Here is a 15,783-nt window from a genome sequence, read left to right on the forward strand (position 1 = left end):
ACGTAAAAAAATGCCCAATCGGGCTCGTATAAAAATCAAACAGGCATGACCTATAAGTCCTGGCTGTCGGTTTACTTACTGTTAGCGTACCCTTTTCTGGCGAAAAGAACCTATTTTCGTCTGCATTTCGCTTTTCCGTTCGTTCGCCCACCATGCATATTATCCTTAAAACTCAGGTCGAGCAATCGCTTCCAACTGTCTGGGCTGGCTTCGATCGGACCCTTTTTGAGAAACTTAGTCCACCCTTTCCACCCGTAGACGTAGTTCGGTTTGATGGCTGTCTAAAAGGGGATACAGTACATTTAAGGCTAAACTTTCTTTTGTTTCGCCAGGACTGGATCAGCCACATTGTTGATCAGCAAACGAGCCATAACGAAATCTTTTTCGTTGATCGGGGCTTTCAACTTCCTTTCTTTCTGTCGTACTGGCAACACCACCATCGACTTCAACGTTCGGCTGATGATCAAACGATTATTGTTGACGATATTACCTTTAAAACGCCGTTTCGATTAACAGATTATTTATTGTATCCACTTCTATGGATACAATTTGCTTATCGTAAACCAATTTATCGGCGTATGTTCCGTAAATCACAAAGTAAGGAATAGCGTTGCTTAGTCCACTGATTTAGTCGCATAATAGCGGATCGAAGTTGAATTTGCAAGAAAAGCACAGGGCTTCAATCAAGTTTTTACCTAGATGCCTATGCCCTGACTGGCGCCAACCGGTGTCTGTTACACAAAGGTACTTTCTCAACTGCTCGGATTCATTTACATTTGTCTAGAACGGTCCTTTACGTACACTGCATGAAACTACCTAATTTAACGACGCGCATTTTTCTGGGCATGGTGCTTGGTATTGCTATCGGTTATTTCTTCCCGGCCACGACGTCTGGTTTTTCGGGAACTGATCTCAATATTCTGTCCAAAATATTCCTCCGGCTCATAAAAATGATCATTGGCCCACTGGTATTTGCAACACTGGTGGTCGGTATTGCCAAACTGGGTGATTTTGGAACCGTCGGGCGAATTGGCCTTAAAACATTAGCCTATTTTTATTTTGCCACCGTTTTATCGTTGGTTGTTGGTCTTCTGGTGGTGAACATTATGAAGCCGGGCGAAGTGATGAGCATTACCAGACTGCCCGCCAAAGGGACTGACGTTGGGGTAGCGGCACAAAAATTTACGCTCGAAACGTTTTTTACTCACATTGTTCCGACCAGTTTTATTGAAGCCTTAGCCACCAATGAGATCCTTCAGATTGTCGTCTTCAGCATATTTTTTGGGATTGCCGTCGGTGCCATTGGTGCGCAGGGAAAAATCATCATCAAGGCGCTCGATGCCTTATCCCATGTGATGTTTAAGGTAACGAGCTACGTGATGTCCTTTGCGCCCTTTGGGGTTCTTGGTGCCATTGCCGCCATTGTTGCCCAGCAAGGGTTGGGTATTCTGGGTGGATATGCTTATTTAATTCTATGCTTTTTTGGCGGGCTGCTCTTCTTCATTTTCGTGGTGCTGTCGGTCATCTGCCTGGTCGTTGGTATTCCTTACTTTGCTCTTTTAAAAGAAGTTCGCTCGGCCATTATCCTGTCGTTTAGTACGGCTAGCTCAGAGGCTTCCTTTCCGCAGACAATCGAAGCTTTGCGTCGTTTTGGCTGCTCAGAGCGGATCATTTCATTCGTTCTACCGCTTGGGTATTCCTTCAACCTCGATGGCTCCATGCTGTACATGACCTTTGCAACGGCGTTTATTGCGCAGGCCTATCACGTACCGCTCAGCATTGAACAGCAGATTACCATGATGCTCACGCTGATGATTACCTCAAAAGGAATTGCTGGTGTGCCCCGTGCCTCCCTGGTGGTTATTGCTGGCACCATGTCGCTGTTTAATCTGCCCATCGAAGGACTGGCGCTGCTGCTGGGTATTGACCAGGTACTGGATATGGGCCGCTCGGCTACGAGTGTTGCCGGTAATGCCGTAGCGACCTGTGTAATTTCGAAATGGGAGGGAGAGTTTAGGACGCAACCCATTGAGACGGACGAAGTTGCCGCTTAATAAATCGAATTTGGTTCGTATAGGCTGGCCGTTCGCAGGAAGGTGTATATTTAGGCCATTGTAACCACCTTTTTTTGCTACCTTTTATACTGTACAGTCCTATGGCCCAACCTGCTCTGCTGGAGACCGAACTGGCTCCCTTTTTTACAACGAAAGCCCCGTTTCAATTCCCGTATAATTTTCGCGAGGGATTTGTGAAATACTGGCCTATCGTGTCGCTTGTATTATTGTTACTGGCCTTACCCGCCATCCTTGCTTTTCTGGGAATCGGAGCCGCCTTTATGCCGCTCTCGTACGCGGGTGGAGTAGGGCTTGGTGTCGGTTATACCATAGGCATGGTGATTGCACTGGCTCACATTGTGCTGGGCTTTATGGCACTCCCCGGCTTGTTCAACCGGAAGCGTTCAGGTTGGGTGCTGAGTTATTACGCCCAGTTACTGAGCATTGTTAGCAGCATTTTTTCATTTAGCCTGATCGGTATTTTATTGGGTTTGTTGTTTCTGATGTTGCTCTTTCAGGTCCGGGAGTACTATAATTAACGGATATACTCGCTTATTCATCGGCTTATCTGGCCACAGTGGAAACATTGTGGCCTTTTTTATTGCCGCCTGTATAGCCCGTTGACAGTTCATCCGTAAATTGGTTGACGTTGTAGGCCAAAAACTGGTAGTTTGAGCCAATGGAACACGATCACCCATTTCCCTAAACTAAATGAACATACTCGAAACCCACCACATTGTTAAGCAATATGCTGAACACCGAGCCCTGGATGATGTCAGTTTATCCGTGCCACAAGGGTGTATTTTCGGACTGCTTGGCCCCAACGGTGCCGGTAAAACTTCGCTTATCCGAATCATCAATCAAATTACAGCACCCGACTCGGGGGACGTGATTCTGGGCGGTGAGCGATTGAATCCCAGACATATCAAGCGGATCGGCTATCTGCCCGAGGAACGTGGCCTTTACAAGAAAATGAAGGTTGGCGAACAACTTCTTTACCTGGCGCAACTGAAAGGGCTGACCGAAAAGCAGGCCATGGAAAAGTTGAAAATCTGGTTTGTTAAGTTCGATATTAAAACCTGGTGGACCAAAAATGTCGAAGACCTCTCCAAAGGGATGCAGCAAAAGGTGCAGTTTGTGGCAACCGTCATGCACGAGCCCGACCTGATTATTCTGGATGAACCCTTCTCCGGGTTTGACCCAATCAATGCAAACCTGATTAAAGACGAGATTCTGGAGTTGCGCGATAAAGGCAAAACAATCATCTTTTCGACGCACCGCATGGAGTCTGTTGAAGAGCTATGTGACAACATTGCCCTGATTAACCGGTCGCATAAAGTGCTTGATGGACCGAAGCGGGCGATCAAGGAGCAATTTAAAACCCACACCTATCATGTCGAATACCAGGGCGAACTGGATACTTTACCCACGGCCTTTGATGTGCTCTCTACTCAGGTAACTGACGATGGGTTTGTGCGGGCCGATATCCAGATTCCGCCTGATGCTGCCGTGAATGATCTTATTCGTTACCTCCTCGATCGGGTGGCTGTCCGGGCATTTGGGGAGAACATACCCAGCATGAACGACATTTTTATTCAGGCCGTAGGCGAAACCAATGACTGATCGAGCAAATGAGCGGTAGCGTGAGGCAACAACTGGTCAGTCAATTGTGCATACACCCAACCGTTCTTTCAACCCTTAAAAATCATGCAAACAATTTTCCTCATTATCAAGCGCGAGTACATGGTACGAGTGCGCAAAAAGTCGTTCATCATTATGACGATTTTGGGCCCAGTGCTGATTTTTGGTTTCTATGCCCTTATCGGCTGGGCAGCCGTCAGTTCGATCAACCAGAAGAAAATTGCCGTCGTCGACGAAAGCGGCCGTTTTGTCAATCAATTTAAAAATGATGACGAAACGGTCTACTCGTATCCGAAGCAATCGTTGACGGAGGCTAAGAAAACGTTTGTCAAGCAAGGGTATAATGCGTTGGTATTCATTCCCAAAAACGTAATTGAACAACCTAAAACGGTTCAGATTTTCTCCGAAAAAAGTGTGAGCCTTGCGTTGCAAAGTAATATTGAACGAGCCATCTCCAAAGAGATTGAATCCATCAAATTAGAGCAGGCGGGTATTACGCAGAAGGTAATTCAGGATGCAAAAGTGAACGTAGATGCGCAGACCATTAGCCTGAATGACGGGGGTGAGAAGAGTAATAACGGGATTGCGACGACCATAATCAGTGGTTTCTGCGCGCTGTTGATCTACATCTCCGTATTGATTTATGGAACCCAGGTGATGAGGGGCGTGATGGAAGAAAAAACCAATCGCATTGTGGAGGTAATTATCTCGTCAGTAAAGCCTTTTCAGTTAATGCTGGGAAAAATTATCGGTGTTGCCCTGGTTGGCCTGACTCAATTTATGCTCTGGATTGTGCTGACGGTTGGCCTGATGACATTAGGCTCTCAGCTGATCGGTCAGCCGAAAGAAACGGCGCAGTCGGCCGTATCAGCCCGCATGAATGGTATGCCGGGCGGACAGGAAGTACAGAGTAAAATGGCAACGGCCAAAAATCCCGTTGCAGATGTGATGGCGGCCATTGGAACGCTTAATATTCCGTTGATCATCAGTTGTTTTCTATTCTATTTTCTGGGAGGCTATCTGCTATACAGCGCTTTGTTTGGCGCGGTTGGCGCAGCTGTCGATAACGAGACCGAAACCCAGCAATTTATGTTTCCAATCATGATGCCTATCATCGCGGCCATTGCCTTTGCCCAGATTGCGGTGCGTGATCCCGATGGACCGCTGGCCTTCTGGACGTCCATGATTCCGTTTACGTCGCCGGTGGTGATGATGGTGCGCATTCCGTTTGGTGTCCCCGTTTGGGAACTGGCGCTATCGATGGCATTATTGGTACTGGGCTTTATTGGCACCACCTGGTTAGCGGCCCGTATTTACCGCGTCGGCATTCTGATGTACGGCAAAAAAGTATCGTTCCGCGAACTCTCGAAATGGGTGTTTTATAAGGGTTGAAACGATTGGTGGTTTACGGTTTATGGTATTTGGTTGGCTGACGCGCCAGTTGCTTTCGCGACAGCTAACCGAATACCACAAACCATAAACTACAAACCGAACACTAAAACCCAATATCAAGCACCAGCGGCTGCACCAGCCACTGGCCGGTCGTTACATTATAAATGGTGCGGAAACCAGCCTCGAATGGGGTGCGTAGCCGAAGGGTGTTGAACACAAAGGATACGTCGAGACCAGTTGTCTGGAAGGTATGACGCTGGGTATCGTAGCCTCGTAGCCGGCCATTTGTATCGCGTAGTTCGACAAGGGACTGCCCATTGGTGGCGTCATAAAAACCACCGGCTTTTATGCGTTGTACGTACAGCCACCGGCCCAACGACCAATGCGTGTCGGCAATAGGAAGTCGGTATTCTACACTGCCTGCCCTGATCTTGTCGTCGCTTACGTACAACTGCCCGCGGGGGAAAAAGACAATCGAACCGAACTGATAGGTGCCCCTTGCCTGCTCCTGGTACCCCGCCCGAAACCGAAGCGAATGGTGCTTGGCTAATCCCGGAAAAAATAGATTTGCCTGGACGCCCCACTGTTCACCGGTTAATTGGCCGCCAAAAGGCGTCGTCCGGTAATTGGCCGAGAGCGTCTGGCCCCAGCGGGGCGCAACATCGCGTTTACTCTGGCGAAGTAGGCGCGAATAGCTAAACCCATAGGTAAGCGCATTCAGCGATCCCGCTGCCCCAACCTCCGTGATGTACCGATAAGGCAGATCATAACCCGTTACGTGCAGATAATTGTAGTAAGCCGACAGGCTAAGGTTCTGGCTGTATTTGGAGTTGGTTAGCTGGAAAGGCAACCGGAAACCAGCGGTTAACTGGTTATACTGCCAGCGGTCGGTACGAAAGCTATTATCGCCGGGGGCTACCCGGTCAATGTACAGGGATGTACTGCGCGAACCGCGCTGGAAACTAACGTCGATGATCGGATACAGCCCCTGATAACTTAGCAACGCAAAGGCGTTGCCAGCCCGTTCCGACTGGTTGTAATTATAGCCGACGCTAATTTGCGTAGTGCTCAGTAAATCCTGCGAACTCAATCCAACCGCCAGCGCTTGACCTGTACTACTGAACACGGGTCCCCAACTATAGATGTTTACTGAATTGGCTAAACGCCTGAAGCGCGTTGGTGTATAGGCGACCGCGCCCGATAAGGAATCCTTAAGCGCCAGACGACCCTGGGCGGCACCCGGCTCCAGTTTAAGTAGCGGACCAAAATAGCGGATCACCTGATCCCTTGCGGGTTCTGTAACGGGCTTCCAGTTAGCCGGTTCCAGGGGCATAGCATCGATTCGGTAGCCCGTTGCCGAGAAATCTTCGAAGGCAATCTGCGCACCCGATGGAGAAACAGCCGCGTGATAAGCAGCCAGCGGACGCGAAGTAACCTGAAATACCTGGCTGGACCGGGTGTCTAGCGCGTAAATATTGTCGATGCCTGATCGGGGCGAGTTATAGAACACATAATTGCCCCAGGGTTGTGGGTGGCTGATATTTTCATTGGCTCGTGGCAGTAGATCCGTTCGAACGCCGGATTCGCTATCAATGCGTTGTATCGTTTTCTGTCCATTTTTCAGCACCACCGCAACAATCGTTTGGTTGTCTTTCCAGTGGGGGTGCTGATAAAACTCGTTGTCAGGATTGGGAATGACTTTCTGAACCTTCCCCGTTCGGGCATCCAGGACAAGCAATCTGATTTTATACCGGTCTGTGTTTTCGACCACAGCCAGCTTGCTGTTGTCCGGGGAGAGGGCAGCCACGGTGTAGCGGGCGCGGTGCGTCAGGCGGGTAAGTTTCCCTGTTGTCAGATCGAGCAGGCGAATGTTCGAATAAATACGCTGTCCCCAGCGGGGATCATAGCCGAATTCGATCCAGCAGACTTTGCTGGATGTAGCCGAAAGCATGTCCGGATCATTAGGAAACCCCTGCACGAAAATCGTTTTTTCGCTTCCCTGTTTATCCAGAATAACCAGGCGGGGCGTATCGCCAAGGCCACTTTTTACGGTCAGCACCGTCGAATCCGTTAAAAATTGAGGATGCTGGTAGTTGGTAAAGACCGGCCGTTTTGAAGCCTGCTTTTCTGCTTCTACTGGAAAAGAGACGGCCGGGGTGATGGTCAGACCGGCCTGTTCTTTCTGCCAGGTTTCGGTAATATCATCCATTGCTTTTTGGTACAAATCCTCCGTCCGTAACTTGGTTTCGTCTTTAATGCTGGCCGAGAAAGCAAACGGCCAGGGAAACCGGCGGTAATTTCGATTGAGAACCCGACTCCAGACGTCGGGGCCAAACGTCCGTTTGAGGTACGTTGTCATAAAATAGCCCAGCACGTAGTGGTTGGGCACGTTGTCGCGGTAGGAACCGCCAATGGCTTTGGGGTAATCGAAGCGTTTTTTGTTTAATTCTACGCTGGCCAATAGATTTGCCCGCATGCCTAGGTCGAAGTTTGGAATTCGGCCCCGGCCGCTGGTGCTGAGCAAGGTTTCATTACTGACGGCATCGCCTTCGGCAAACCAGTCGGGAACGGTGAACAGCGGGAGGCCTAGGCCCGTATTTCCCAGAAAGGTGTAAAGCACACGGCCGTATCCCTGAAGCGCTTTGTCGTTCTGAACGACGTGCCGGTATTCATGAACAGCCAGTAGATCAAGCCAGTCGAGCGTACCCAGCAAGCCGGGGTCCTGGGGAGCCACAGCAAAAAACTCCGACCGGCGCGGAAACAGCGTAACGAAGCCATTACTATTTGTCGTCTGATTCTGAAGCAGGACAGAAATTCGCCGGGGCTGCTTTTGGAGGGATGCGCTGGCGGGCTCATATAAACTTTCCAGTCGTTTGGCCGTCCGCTGCGCGGTTGAATCGAAACCCGCAGGATAAAGCACCCGAAAATGCGGTGTCGACAGCCGATACCAGCGCAAACTGGCCGGGTTCTGACTAAGAATAGGAAGTGTTTGGGCGGTAGCCAGATGACCAGCCAGCAGAAGCAGCGTGCGAAAGAAGTGTCGTTGTAACATGCGAATTCAAGGTACAAGGTTTTAACGAAAAAACGCCCCACATCGTCAATGCAGGGCGTAATCGTGCGATCCGCGGTACCTTATAAATACTTCACTACAAAATGGATCAGTTTCTTTACCTTATCCGTATAAGGCGGATAAATGAATTTCATGGTGCCGAACTCGCGCTGCATGACACCCCGCTGGTTGGAAAACTCCTGAAAGCTGAAAAATCCGTTGGATTTGCCCAGACCGCTGTTATTGACCCCACCAAAGGGTAATTCGACATTGCCGAACTGCAGCAGCGTGTCGTTCACAACGGTGTCTCCCGCCGAACTTCGATCCAGAATGTACTGGACGGTTTTTCGGTTTTTACTATGGATGTACAGGGCCAGTGGTTTCTCGCGCTGGTTCACAATTCGAAGGGCGTCGTCCAGGTTTGCATAAGCGAGTACGGGTAGCACCGGGCCGAAAATCTCATCCTGCATAACCTGCATTTCATCGGTAACCTGCTCAAGAATAGTGGGTTCAATGAAATTTTCGTCGGCGTTCATCTGCCCGCCGTGGGTTATCGTGGCTCCCTTACGAACGGCATCATTGATCAGTTCCCGAATTCGCTCGAAATGGCGATTGTTGACAATGCGGGCGTAACTGTCCGACGCTTCAACCGGCTTACCATCAGAACTGTACATGCCCGTTAATGTCGTGCGCAGCGCCTGGATAAAGGGTTGCCAGATGGATTGATGAACCAAAACATAATCGGGGGCAATGCAGGTTTGCCCGTTGTTCAAGAACTTTCCCCAGGCTATCTGCCCGGCGGCCTGATTCACGTCGGCCGACTCGTCGACAATAGCGGGCGACTTGCCGCCTAACTCCAGCGTAACGGATGCCAGGTGTTTGGCGGCTGCCGTCATCACGACCCGCCCAACAGCCGGGCTACCCGTGAAGAATATATGGTTGAACGGTAGCTCAAGTAAGGCTTTCGCAACGTTAGCATCGCCTTCAAACACCGCGACTTCCTGAACCGGAAACAGCTCGGTAATCATCTTCCTGATCAGTCCGGCCGTATGGGGCGTCAGTTCCGATGGTTTCAGAATCGCCACATTCCCGGCGGCAATAGCCGATACCAATGGGCGAATACTGAGCACGAATGGGTAATTCCAGGGGGCAATGATGAGCACATTGCCTTTGGGTTCATGAAGAAGATGACTTTTGGTACCAATCAGCGTCAGCGGAGTGGGCAACCGCTGGGGTTTCATCCAGCCGTTCAGGTGCCGTATAGTGTGTTTGATTTCGGCATGAAGCGCCATCAACTCGCCCAGAACAACTTCTGCCGACGGTTTCCGGAAATCAGCGTACATCACCTGCTGAATGTCTGTTTGATGGGCATTGACCCAGGTCTGAATCCGTCGGATGCGTTCAATGCGCTGCCCGGCCGTTGTTAGGGCCATCTGGCGGGCGTATTGACGTTGGGTGTCAAACGTCGACTGGAGCGCATCATGCAGGCTGGTTTCGGAGAGTAGGGGAGTCATACGGATTTTGACAAGGAGTTTGTTACCTACGAACTGCAATCCTACTATGGATTGCACTAAAAATACAAAAAAGCTACCGGATCAGTGGGTATTGGCATTTAATACACGAAACGTTATCTTAGCTGAAACTTTAGCAAACCCTTATTCTGGATGACGCTCGTCAGTGACAACATCCGCTATCTGCGCAAACTGAATGGTCTGACGCAAGAGCAGTTTTCTCGTAAAATAAATATAAAACGTTCGTTATTAGGTGCCTACGAAGAAGGGCGTGCCAATCCGAACGGGCAAAATATACAGGCAATTGCCAAAGCGTTTAACACAACGGTTGAACTGCTGACGCGGCAGGATCTTCGCAAACTTCGCGAAACCCCGAATCTGAGCATTCCGCTTGGTCAGCCTGCTAAAGCTACCGAGTCACGGTTGAATACAATTCGGACCGACGGGAAGGTCGATCCCGATGAGGATGACCCGTTTCAGCATCCTGATTTTCCGGATATTTTTGCCCAGCCCAGCCCGCCGGTTCCTGAGCCACAACCCCTTTCATCGGTACTGAACAAGTATTACCGAACACAGGACGAGAATCGACCGGCACCCATTCCCCCGGTAATTACGCCCCCCGTTCGGCCTAACCAGGGACAGCCAGAACGGTCCCAGCCGATGGCGTTTAAGCCAGAGCCATCCGTAGCCCATGGACAGGATCGAAATCAGGCATCGCTGGATGAGTTATTCACCGCACAGCCGGAGCCACGAATAACAACCCCAACCCCTAAGCCATCGGTAAGTTATCCGGCTGACTCGCTGGCGTTTAACAACGTCTACGAGGGGCCTGCTACCTCGGCGCGGCCACATGCATCGGCTCACCCTGTTGCCCCCACAATTCCGGTGGTGATGCAGCGCCAGTTTGCCGATTATTGTCAGCGCTATCAGCAGGCCGATTTTGTGCATCACCTTCCGGCTATGCACCTGCCTACGTTGCCCGAGGGGCACTACCGGGCGTTTGAGGCTGGCGATGATTTTGTTTTCCCGAAGGCGTTGCTGGTGGGTAAATTTATTCGAAACTGGTTCGATATCGCCGATGGAAAGCTCTATGTCCTGCTCATTCAGCCCCAGCGTTCCGACGTATCGGGAGCCGGTGTTATATGCCGCCGGGTTTACAATCAGGTAAAAGTAAAAGGAACCCTGCTGTTGACCGCCGACCGGGCCGATATTCAGAATCGGGAAGTTGTGTTGAAGGACGTACAGGAAGTATGGGAGGTCACTGCGTTTGTTAGTCAGCAACTGCCTCCTCCCGCGCCAAATACGGACCGGCTGAAGCAGTTGGTGGATGAACTCCGCTTTGAAGTCGAACGAATTTAACAGGCCTGGGTCCATTGCCTCATTAGTTTGCCTATTTGCGTAGACAGCCAACCCAAGTCATGGATAACAAGTTAGGAAAGTGTAAATTAGATTATCGTTTTGGCTGCTGTAAAGTCGCTGGTTAATTAACCGGCATTCAGAGCGTTCAAGACAGGTTGATTTATGAGATTTTTCCTTCCTCTTTTAATATGGGGGCTCTGGGGCAGGTATTTTCCTGAAACCATAGCCCCCTACCATTTTTAGCACGTCGATATAGCCTACTTTTGCCCAATTATGCGTTATTTTCTTCAATTGGCATACAGAGGCAGTGCTTACCACGGCTGGCAACGACAACCCAACGGCCTGAGTGTTCAGGAAATCCTCGAAACCGCGCTCAGTACCGTATTACGGCAACCCATTGCCATTGTGGGCAGTGGCCGAACCGATGCCGGCGTGCACGCAGGCGAACAATTTGCTCATTTCGACTTTGAAACCAGGTTGCCTGTAAACCTGATTCGGTCCCTGAACAGCCTGATTCCGGCAGACATTGCGGTGTATGACTGCTTCCCGGTTCGTCATGACGATCATGCGCGGTTTACGGCCGTATCCCGGTATTATCAATACACGATCAGCCGCCGAAAAGACCCGTTTCGCGATGGGCTTGTTTATGTGTTTGCCTTGCCTCTGGCGGTTGAACGCATGAACGAAGCCGCTGATCGGTTGCTGCATCATATCGATTTTGAGAGCTTTAGTAAAGTTAAGACCGACGTCCTGACGTTCAACTGCCAGATCGAGCGAGCCGAGTGGGAACAGCGGGCAACCGGCGATTTAGTGTTTCACATTAAAGCCAATCGGTTTTTGCACGGCATGGTCCGGGCAATCGTCGGCACTTTACTGGCGGTTGGGCAGGGGCGTTTGAGCGTGGCCGATTTCGACCAGATCATTCTGGCACGGGACCGCCAAAAGGCCGGGCGAGCGGCCCCAGCCCAGGGGCTCTCCCTGGTCGAGGTTGGTTACCCCGCTGAGGTGTTTGCCGAAAAAATAATGAATGAGTGAAAGAATGAATGAGCGAAAGAGCGAAAATTATGCATAACCACTCTTTCACTCATTAACTCTTTATTTTGTACCTTCAAGTAAAAAAGGAATCTTGTTACGAATCGGAACGATCATATTAGCCGCTGGCGACTCGTCACGAATGGGTGGCGAACCCAAACAGCTAATCAGCTATAAAGGCCAGTCGCTTTTGCGACGGGTAACAGAAAGTGCACTGGCACTACAACGTGGGCCGGTGGTTGTTGTCCTGGGGGCCAACCGGGCTCAAATTGTACCTGAACTCAACGGATTGCCTATTACGCTGGTTGACAATTCAAGTTGGCCAACCGGGCAGGCATCGTCGCTCAAAACGGGACTGGCAGCCTTGTATATCATCAACAAAGACATTGATGCCATACTGGTGCTGCATACGGATCAACCACTGGTATCGCTCGGCTTGCTGCAGCACATGGTTGATGTGCAAAATGAGGAGGGCAAAGGCATTGTGGCCTGCCGTTACGATACGCAGATTAGTGTACCAGCGCTGTTTAACCGTAATTACATCAACGAACTCCTGCAACTGGAGGGCGATAAGGGAGTAAAATGGGTCATTGTCCGGCACCGGAGCGACTGCTCAGAGGTGCCGTTCGAAGCCGGCGCAATCGACCTGGATTCTAAACGAGATCTGGACTTGTTTCAACAGGTCATTACGCATACCTTGTAGAGCCGACGACCCGGATCTGTCTCTCATTCCATGCAAAAACTAGCTACTGCCAGCGACCTTCAAGCACGCCTTCAAACAGTTCTTGATGTCGTTGAACGGGAGTTCGCAACCCTAACCGAAGAGCAGCTTCGCTGGAGACCCGCGCCCGACCGATGGAGTATCGTTGAGTGTTTGCAGCACCTCAATCTGGCTGAGCGGTTTTATATTCATAATATTCAGCACAAGGTGGATGCACTGGCTCTGGTACAGACAAATCCCGTCGATCAGCTTCTGGTGAGTGATCTGGTGGGCAAAGCCATGCTGTTTGTCGTCGATCCACAAACCAGGGTGAGGTTGCCAGCGCCGGGCGTAATTTATCCGAGAAAAGCGGCTGATCTAATGCCTGCCGATGTGGTCCGACAGTTTGTAGACCTGCAAACTTTGTTGAGCACCCAGTTGAACAAAGCGGTTTATCTGGACTGGAATCGGGAGAAAGTGATGTCTCTTTTTGGGAACTGGCTCAAGCTTCGGCTGGGCGACGCGTTTCGAATGCTGGTTGCCCATACCGAACGACATATGAATCAGGCCATGCGGGTGAAGGCAGAAATGGATACATTTGTGACTTAGTGGATTTCTATAATCATAGATTTTCGGTTCTGAACCCTATTATTGCAGTGGTTCGGAACCGAAAAGCTTAATGACTGGTGTTGATGAAAAAGTATATTGTTCAGGATTCCTGGAATATCGTTGAAGAAGGATTTCACCGTGACTTTAATGAGATTACCGAAAGTGTGATGTCACTTGGTAATGGTCGACTGGGTCAGCGCGGAAATTTTGAAGAGAAGTTCACCGGCAAAACCTTACAGGGGAACTACGTGGCCGGTGTTTATTACCCCGATAAAACCAGGGTGGGCTGGTGGAAAAATGGCTATCCCGAATACTTCGCCAAAGTGCTGAATGCAGCCAACTGGATTGGGATCGACATCGATATTGAATACGAATCGCTCGATTTGAATCACTGCGATGTGCGGGATTTCAGGCGGGTACTGAATATGCAGGAGGGTTACCTCGAACGTTCATTTGTCGCTGTTCTGAAGAGTGGACGGGAAATCCAGGTAAATGCCAAACGGTTCTGCTCCATCGTTGACGATGAGGCCGGGGCCATCCGTTACGCCATCAAGCCGCTGAATTTTGAAGCTAAGATCACCATAACGCCCTACATCAACGGCGACATCCGCAACCGCGATGCTAATTACGATGAGACGTTCTGGGATGAAGTGCGGAAAGAAACCGGTTATGGCGAAGCCTATATTGAGCTTCGGACGCGCAAAACGGGCTTTCATGTGGCCACCGGCATGTGTGTCGAGATTGAGCAGGATGGCGTAAAAGTGGATTACCAGTCGCAGCCTATCAAGTACGAGAAATATGTGGCCAACCGCATTACGCTCGATTGCCGGAAAGGGCAGGAAACGGTGGTTTATAAATACGCCGTGAACCTCTCTTCGCTGAATTATGACTCGGACACGATCATTAAAGATGCCCATCAGTACATCCAGCGAATTACCCGGAAAGGCTATGAAAAAATGCTGTTCGAGCAGAAACAGGCCTGGGCGGACAAATGGAAAACGAACGACATCATTATCGAAGGCGATATTGCCGCTCAGCAGGGCATCCGGTTCAATATTTTTCAGTTAAATCAGACCTATACCGGCGAAGATGAGCGATTGAACATCGGCCCCAAAGGCTTTACCGGCGAGAAATACGGTGGATCGACCTATTGGGATACAGAGGCCTACTGTCTGCCATTCTACCTCGCCACGGCTGACCAGAAGGTAGCGAAAAACTTGCTCGTTTACCGCTACAAGCAACTCGGTAAGGCCATCGAAAATGCACAGAAACTCGGCTTCCGGGCCGGAGCCGCGCTGTATCCGATGGTAACCATGACGGGCGAAGAATGCCATAATGAATGGGAAATCACGTTTGAGGAAATTCACCGGAACGGCGCCATTGCCTACGCCATTTATGACTACGTGCGCTACACTGGCGACGAGCAGTATCTGGTCGACTACGGACTGGAAGTACTCATTGCCATCAGCCGGTTCTGGAGCCAGCGGGTCAACTACTCGAAAGCCAAAGATCAGTATGTGATGCTGGGCGTGACGGGCCCGAACGAATACGAAAACAACGTTAACAACAACTGGTACACCAACTACATTGCGGCCTGGACACTCCGGTACACCACCGAAGCCGTTGCGAAAGTGAAGGCAATAAACCCCTCGGCCTATGCTGACCTGATCGACCGGATTCACTTCCGGGAAGAGAAAGAGTTGGCCACCGCCCGGCAGATCATGGAGAAAATGTACCTGCCGAAGGATGACGCGATGGGCGTTTTCCTGCAACAGGAAGGGTTCCTGGATAAGGACCTGATGCCCGTTTCGGATATACCGAAGGGTCAGCGGCCCATTAATCAGAACTGGTCATGGGACCGAATTCTGCGGTCGTGTTTCATTAAGCAGGCCGACGTATTGCAGGGGCTCTACTTCTTTGAAGATGAATTCGACACCGAGACGCTGAAACGCAACTTTGACTTTTATGAGCCGATGACCGTTCATGAATCATCGCTCTCGCCCTGTGTTCACTCCATTCAGGCATCGAAACTGGGTATGAAAGAAAAAGCCTACGAAATGTACCTGCGTACGGCCCGGCTCGACCTGGATGATTATAACAACGACACCGAAGACGGTTGCCACATCACCAGTATGGCGGGAACGTGGCTGGCGGTTGTGAAAGGGTTTGGCGGCCTTCGGATCGAGACCGGAAAGGGTACTGAGTCCCGCGTTATTCTCAATCCGTACTGCCCGGATAACTGGCAATCCTTGTCGTTCAAGATTCGTTTCCGGGGCGTGTTGTTACAGGTAACGACCACGCAACAGGATGTAACGGTCCATAATTTCTCGGGGGAACCCTTTACCATTCAACTGCTTGGAAAAGAGGTGACGATAAAAGCCGAGAGCCACAAAACCGTGAGCACGAAGGTGATGGCCTAATTCATTCGTCGATTTA

General features: G+C 50.4%; 12 protein-coding genes. 10 read left to right on the forward strand and 2 right to left on the reverse strand.

Features of this window, described 5'->3' with window-relative positions:
* Positions 1–152: 152 nt before the first annotated feature.
* From SD10_RS11115 to SD10_RS11135, 5 genes are all read left to right on the forward strand, one after another.
* Positions 153–608 carry an SRPBCC family protein gene (locus SD10_RS11115; protein WP_046573858.1) on the forward strand — a complete coding sequence of 152 codons (456 nt, stop codon included), beginning with the start codon at positions 153–155 and terminating at the stop codon, positions 606–608.
* Positions 609–806: 198 nt separating this feature from the next.
* Entirely contained in the window at positions 807–2,054 is a 1,248-nt protein-coding gene (locus tag SD10_RS11120) for a dicarboxylate/amino acid:cation symporter (RefSeq protein WP_046573859.1), read from the forward strand.
* A gap of 101 nt (positions 2,055–2,155) precedes the next feature.
* Entirely contained in the window at positions 2,156–2,593 is a 438-nt protein-coding gene (locus tag SD10_RS11125) for a hypothetical protein (protein WP_046573860.1), read from the forward strand.
* A gap of 172 nt (positions 2,594–2,765) precedes the next feature.
* On the forward strand, positions 2,766–3,677 hold the full coding sequence (locus tag SD10_RS11130; protein ID WP_046573861.1) for an ABC transporter ATP-binding protein: 912 nt from the start codon (positions 2,766–2,768) through the stop codon (positions 3,675–3,677).
* An 84-nt stretch (positions 3,678–3,761) separates the two neighbouring features.
* Positions 3,762–5,087 (forward strand): ABC transporter permease, encoded by a 1,326-nt coding sequence (locus SD10_RS11135; protein ID WP_046573862.1) that lies wholly within the window; start codon positions 3,762–3,764, stop codon positions 5,085–5,087.
* 103 nt (positions 5,088–5,190) lie between these two features.
* Here SD10_RS11135 and SD10_RS11140 read toward each other — a convergent pair whose 3' ends face one another.
* Together SD10_RS11140 and SD10_RS11145 are read right to left on the reverse strand one after the other, a co-directional pair.
* Entirely contained in the window at positions 5,191–8,139 is a 2,949-nt protein-coding gene (locus SD10_RS11140) for a TolB-like translocation protein (RefSeq protein ID WP_046573863.1), read from the reverse strand.
* Positions 8,140–8,219: 80 nt separating this feature from the next.
* Positions 8,220–9,650: an aldehyde dehydrogenase family protein gene (locus SD10_RS11145; protein WP_046573864.1), complete on the reverse strand. Its 1,431-nt coding sequence runs from the start codon at positions 9,648–9,650 to the stop codon at positions 8,220–8,222.
* Positions 9,651–9,800: 150 nt separating this feature from the next.
* On the opposite strand from SD10_RS11145, the gene SD10_RS11150 reads away from it, so the two are divergent.
* The 5 genes from SD10_RS11150 to SD10_RS11170 all read left to right on the forward strand — a co-directional run bounded on the left by SD10_RS11150 (position 9,801) and on the right by SD10_RS11170 (position 15,767).
* Positions 9,801–11,006: a helix-turn-helix domain-containing protein gene (locus SD10_RS11150; protein ID WP_046573865.1), complete on the forward strand. Its 1,206-nt coding sequence runs from the start codon at positions 9,801–9,803 to the stop codon at positions 11,004–11,006.
* Positions 11,007–11,279: 273 nt separating this feature from the next.
* The gene (gene truA / locus SD10_RS11155; protein WP_046573866.1) at positions 11,280–12,041 is read left to right on the forward strand and encodes a tRNA pseudouridine(38-40) synthase TruA; all 762 of its coding nucleotides are present in this window, start codon (positions 11,280–11,282) and stop codon (positions 12,039–12,041) included.
* A 139-nt stretch (positions 12,042–12,180) separates the two neighbouring features.
* On the forward strand, positions 12,181–12,741 hold the full coding sequence (locus SD10_RS11160) for a nucleotidyltransferase family protein (protein WP_046573867.1): 561 nt from the start codon (positions 12,181–12,183) through the stop codon (positions 12,739–12,741).
* Between the two features lie 30 nt (positions 12,742–12,771).
* Positions 12,772–13,347 (forward strand): DinB family protein, encoded by a 576-nt coding sequence (locus SD10_RS11165; protein ID WP_046573868.1) that lies wholly within the window; start codon positions 12,772–12,774, stop codon positions 13,345–13,347.
* 83 nt (positions 13,348–13,430) lie between these two features.
* Positions 13,431–15,767, forward strand: a complete 2,337-nt coding sequence (locus SD10_RS11170; protein WP_046573869.1) for a glycoside hydrolase family 65 protein — start codon at positions 13,431–13,433, stop codon at positions 15,765–15,767.
* Positions 15,768–15,783 lie beyond the last annotated feature (16 nt).

This window comes from Spirosoma radiotolerans (assembly GCF_000974425.1).
Classification (GTDB): domain Bacteria; phylum Bacteroidota; class Bacteroidia; order Cytophagales; family Spirosomataceae; genus Spirosoma; species Spirosoma radiotolerans.

Coding starts and splice junctions, on each gene's coding strand:
- SD10_RS11115 (WP_046573858.1), top strand. CDS start 153: ATGCATATTATCCTTAAAACTCAGGTCGAGCAATCGCTTCCAACTGTC.
- SD10_RS11120 (WP_046573859.1), top strand. CDS start 807: ATGAAACTACCTAATTTAACGACGCGCATTTTTCTGGGCATGGTGCTT.
- SD10_RS11125 (WP_046573860.1), top strand. CDS start 2,156: ATGGCCCAACCTGCTCTGCTGGAGACCGAACTGGCTCCCTTTTTTACA.
- SD10_RS11130 (WP_046573861.1), top strand. CDS start 2,766: ATGAACATACTCGAAACCCACCACATTGTTAAGCAATATGCTGAACAC.
- SD10_RS11135 (WP_046573862.1), top strand. CDS start 3,762: ATGCAAACAATTTTCCTCATTATCAAGCGCGAGTACATGGTACGAGTG.
- SD10_RS11140 (WP_046573863.1), bottom strand. CDS start 8,139: ATGTTACAACGACACTTCTTTCGCACGCTGCTTCTGCTGGCTGGTCAT.
- SD10_RS11145 (WP_046573864.1), bottom strand. CDS start 9,650: ATGACTCCCCTACTCTCCGAAACCAGCCTGCATGATGCGCTCCAGTCG.
- SD10_RS11150 (WP_046573865.1), top strand. CDS start 9,801: ATGACGCTCGTCAGTGACAACATCCGCTATCTGCGCAAACTGAATGGT.
- truA (WP_046573866.1), top strand. CDS start 11,280: ATGCGTTATTTTCTTCAATTGGCATACAGAGGCAGTGCTTACCACGGC.
- SD10_RS11160 (WP_046573867.1), top strand. CDS start 12,181: ATGGGTGGCGAACCCAAACAGCTAATCAGCTATAAAGGCCAGTCGCTT.
- SD10_RS11165 (WP_046573868.1), top strand. CDS start 12,772: ATGCAAAAACTAGCTACTGCCAGCGACCTTCAAGCACGCCTTCAAACA.
- SD10_RS11170 (WP_046573869.1), top strand. CDS start 13,431: ATGAAAAAGTATATTGTTCAGGATTCCTGGAATATCGTTGAAGAAGGA.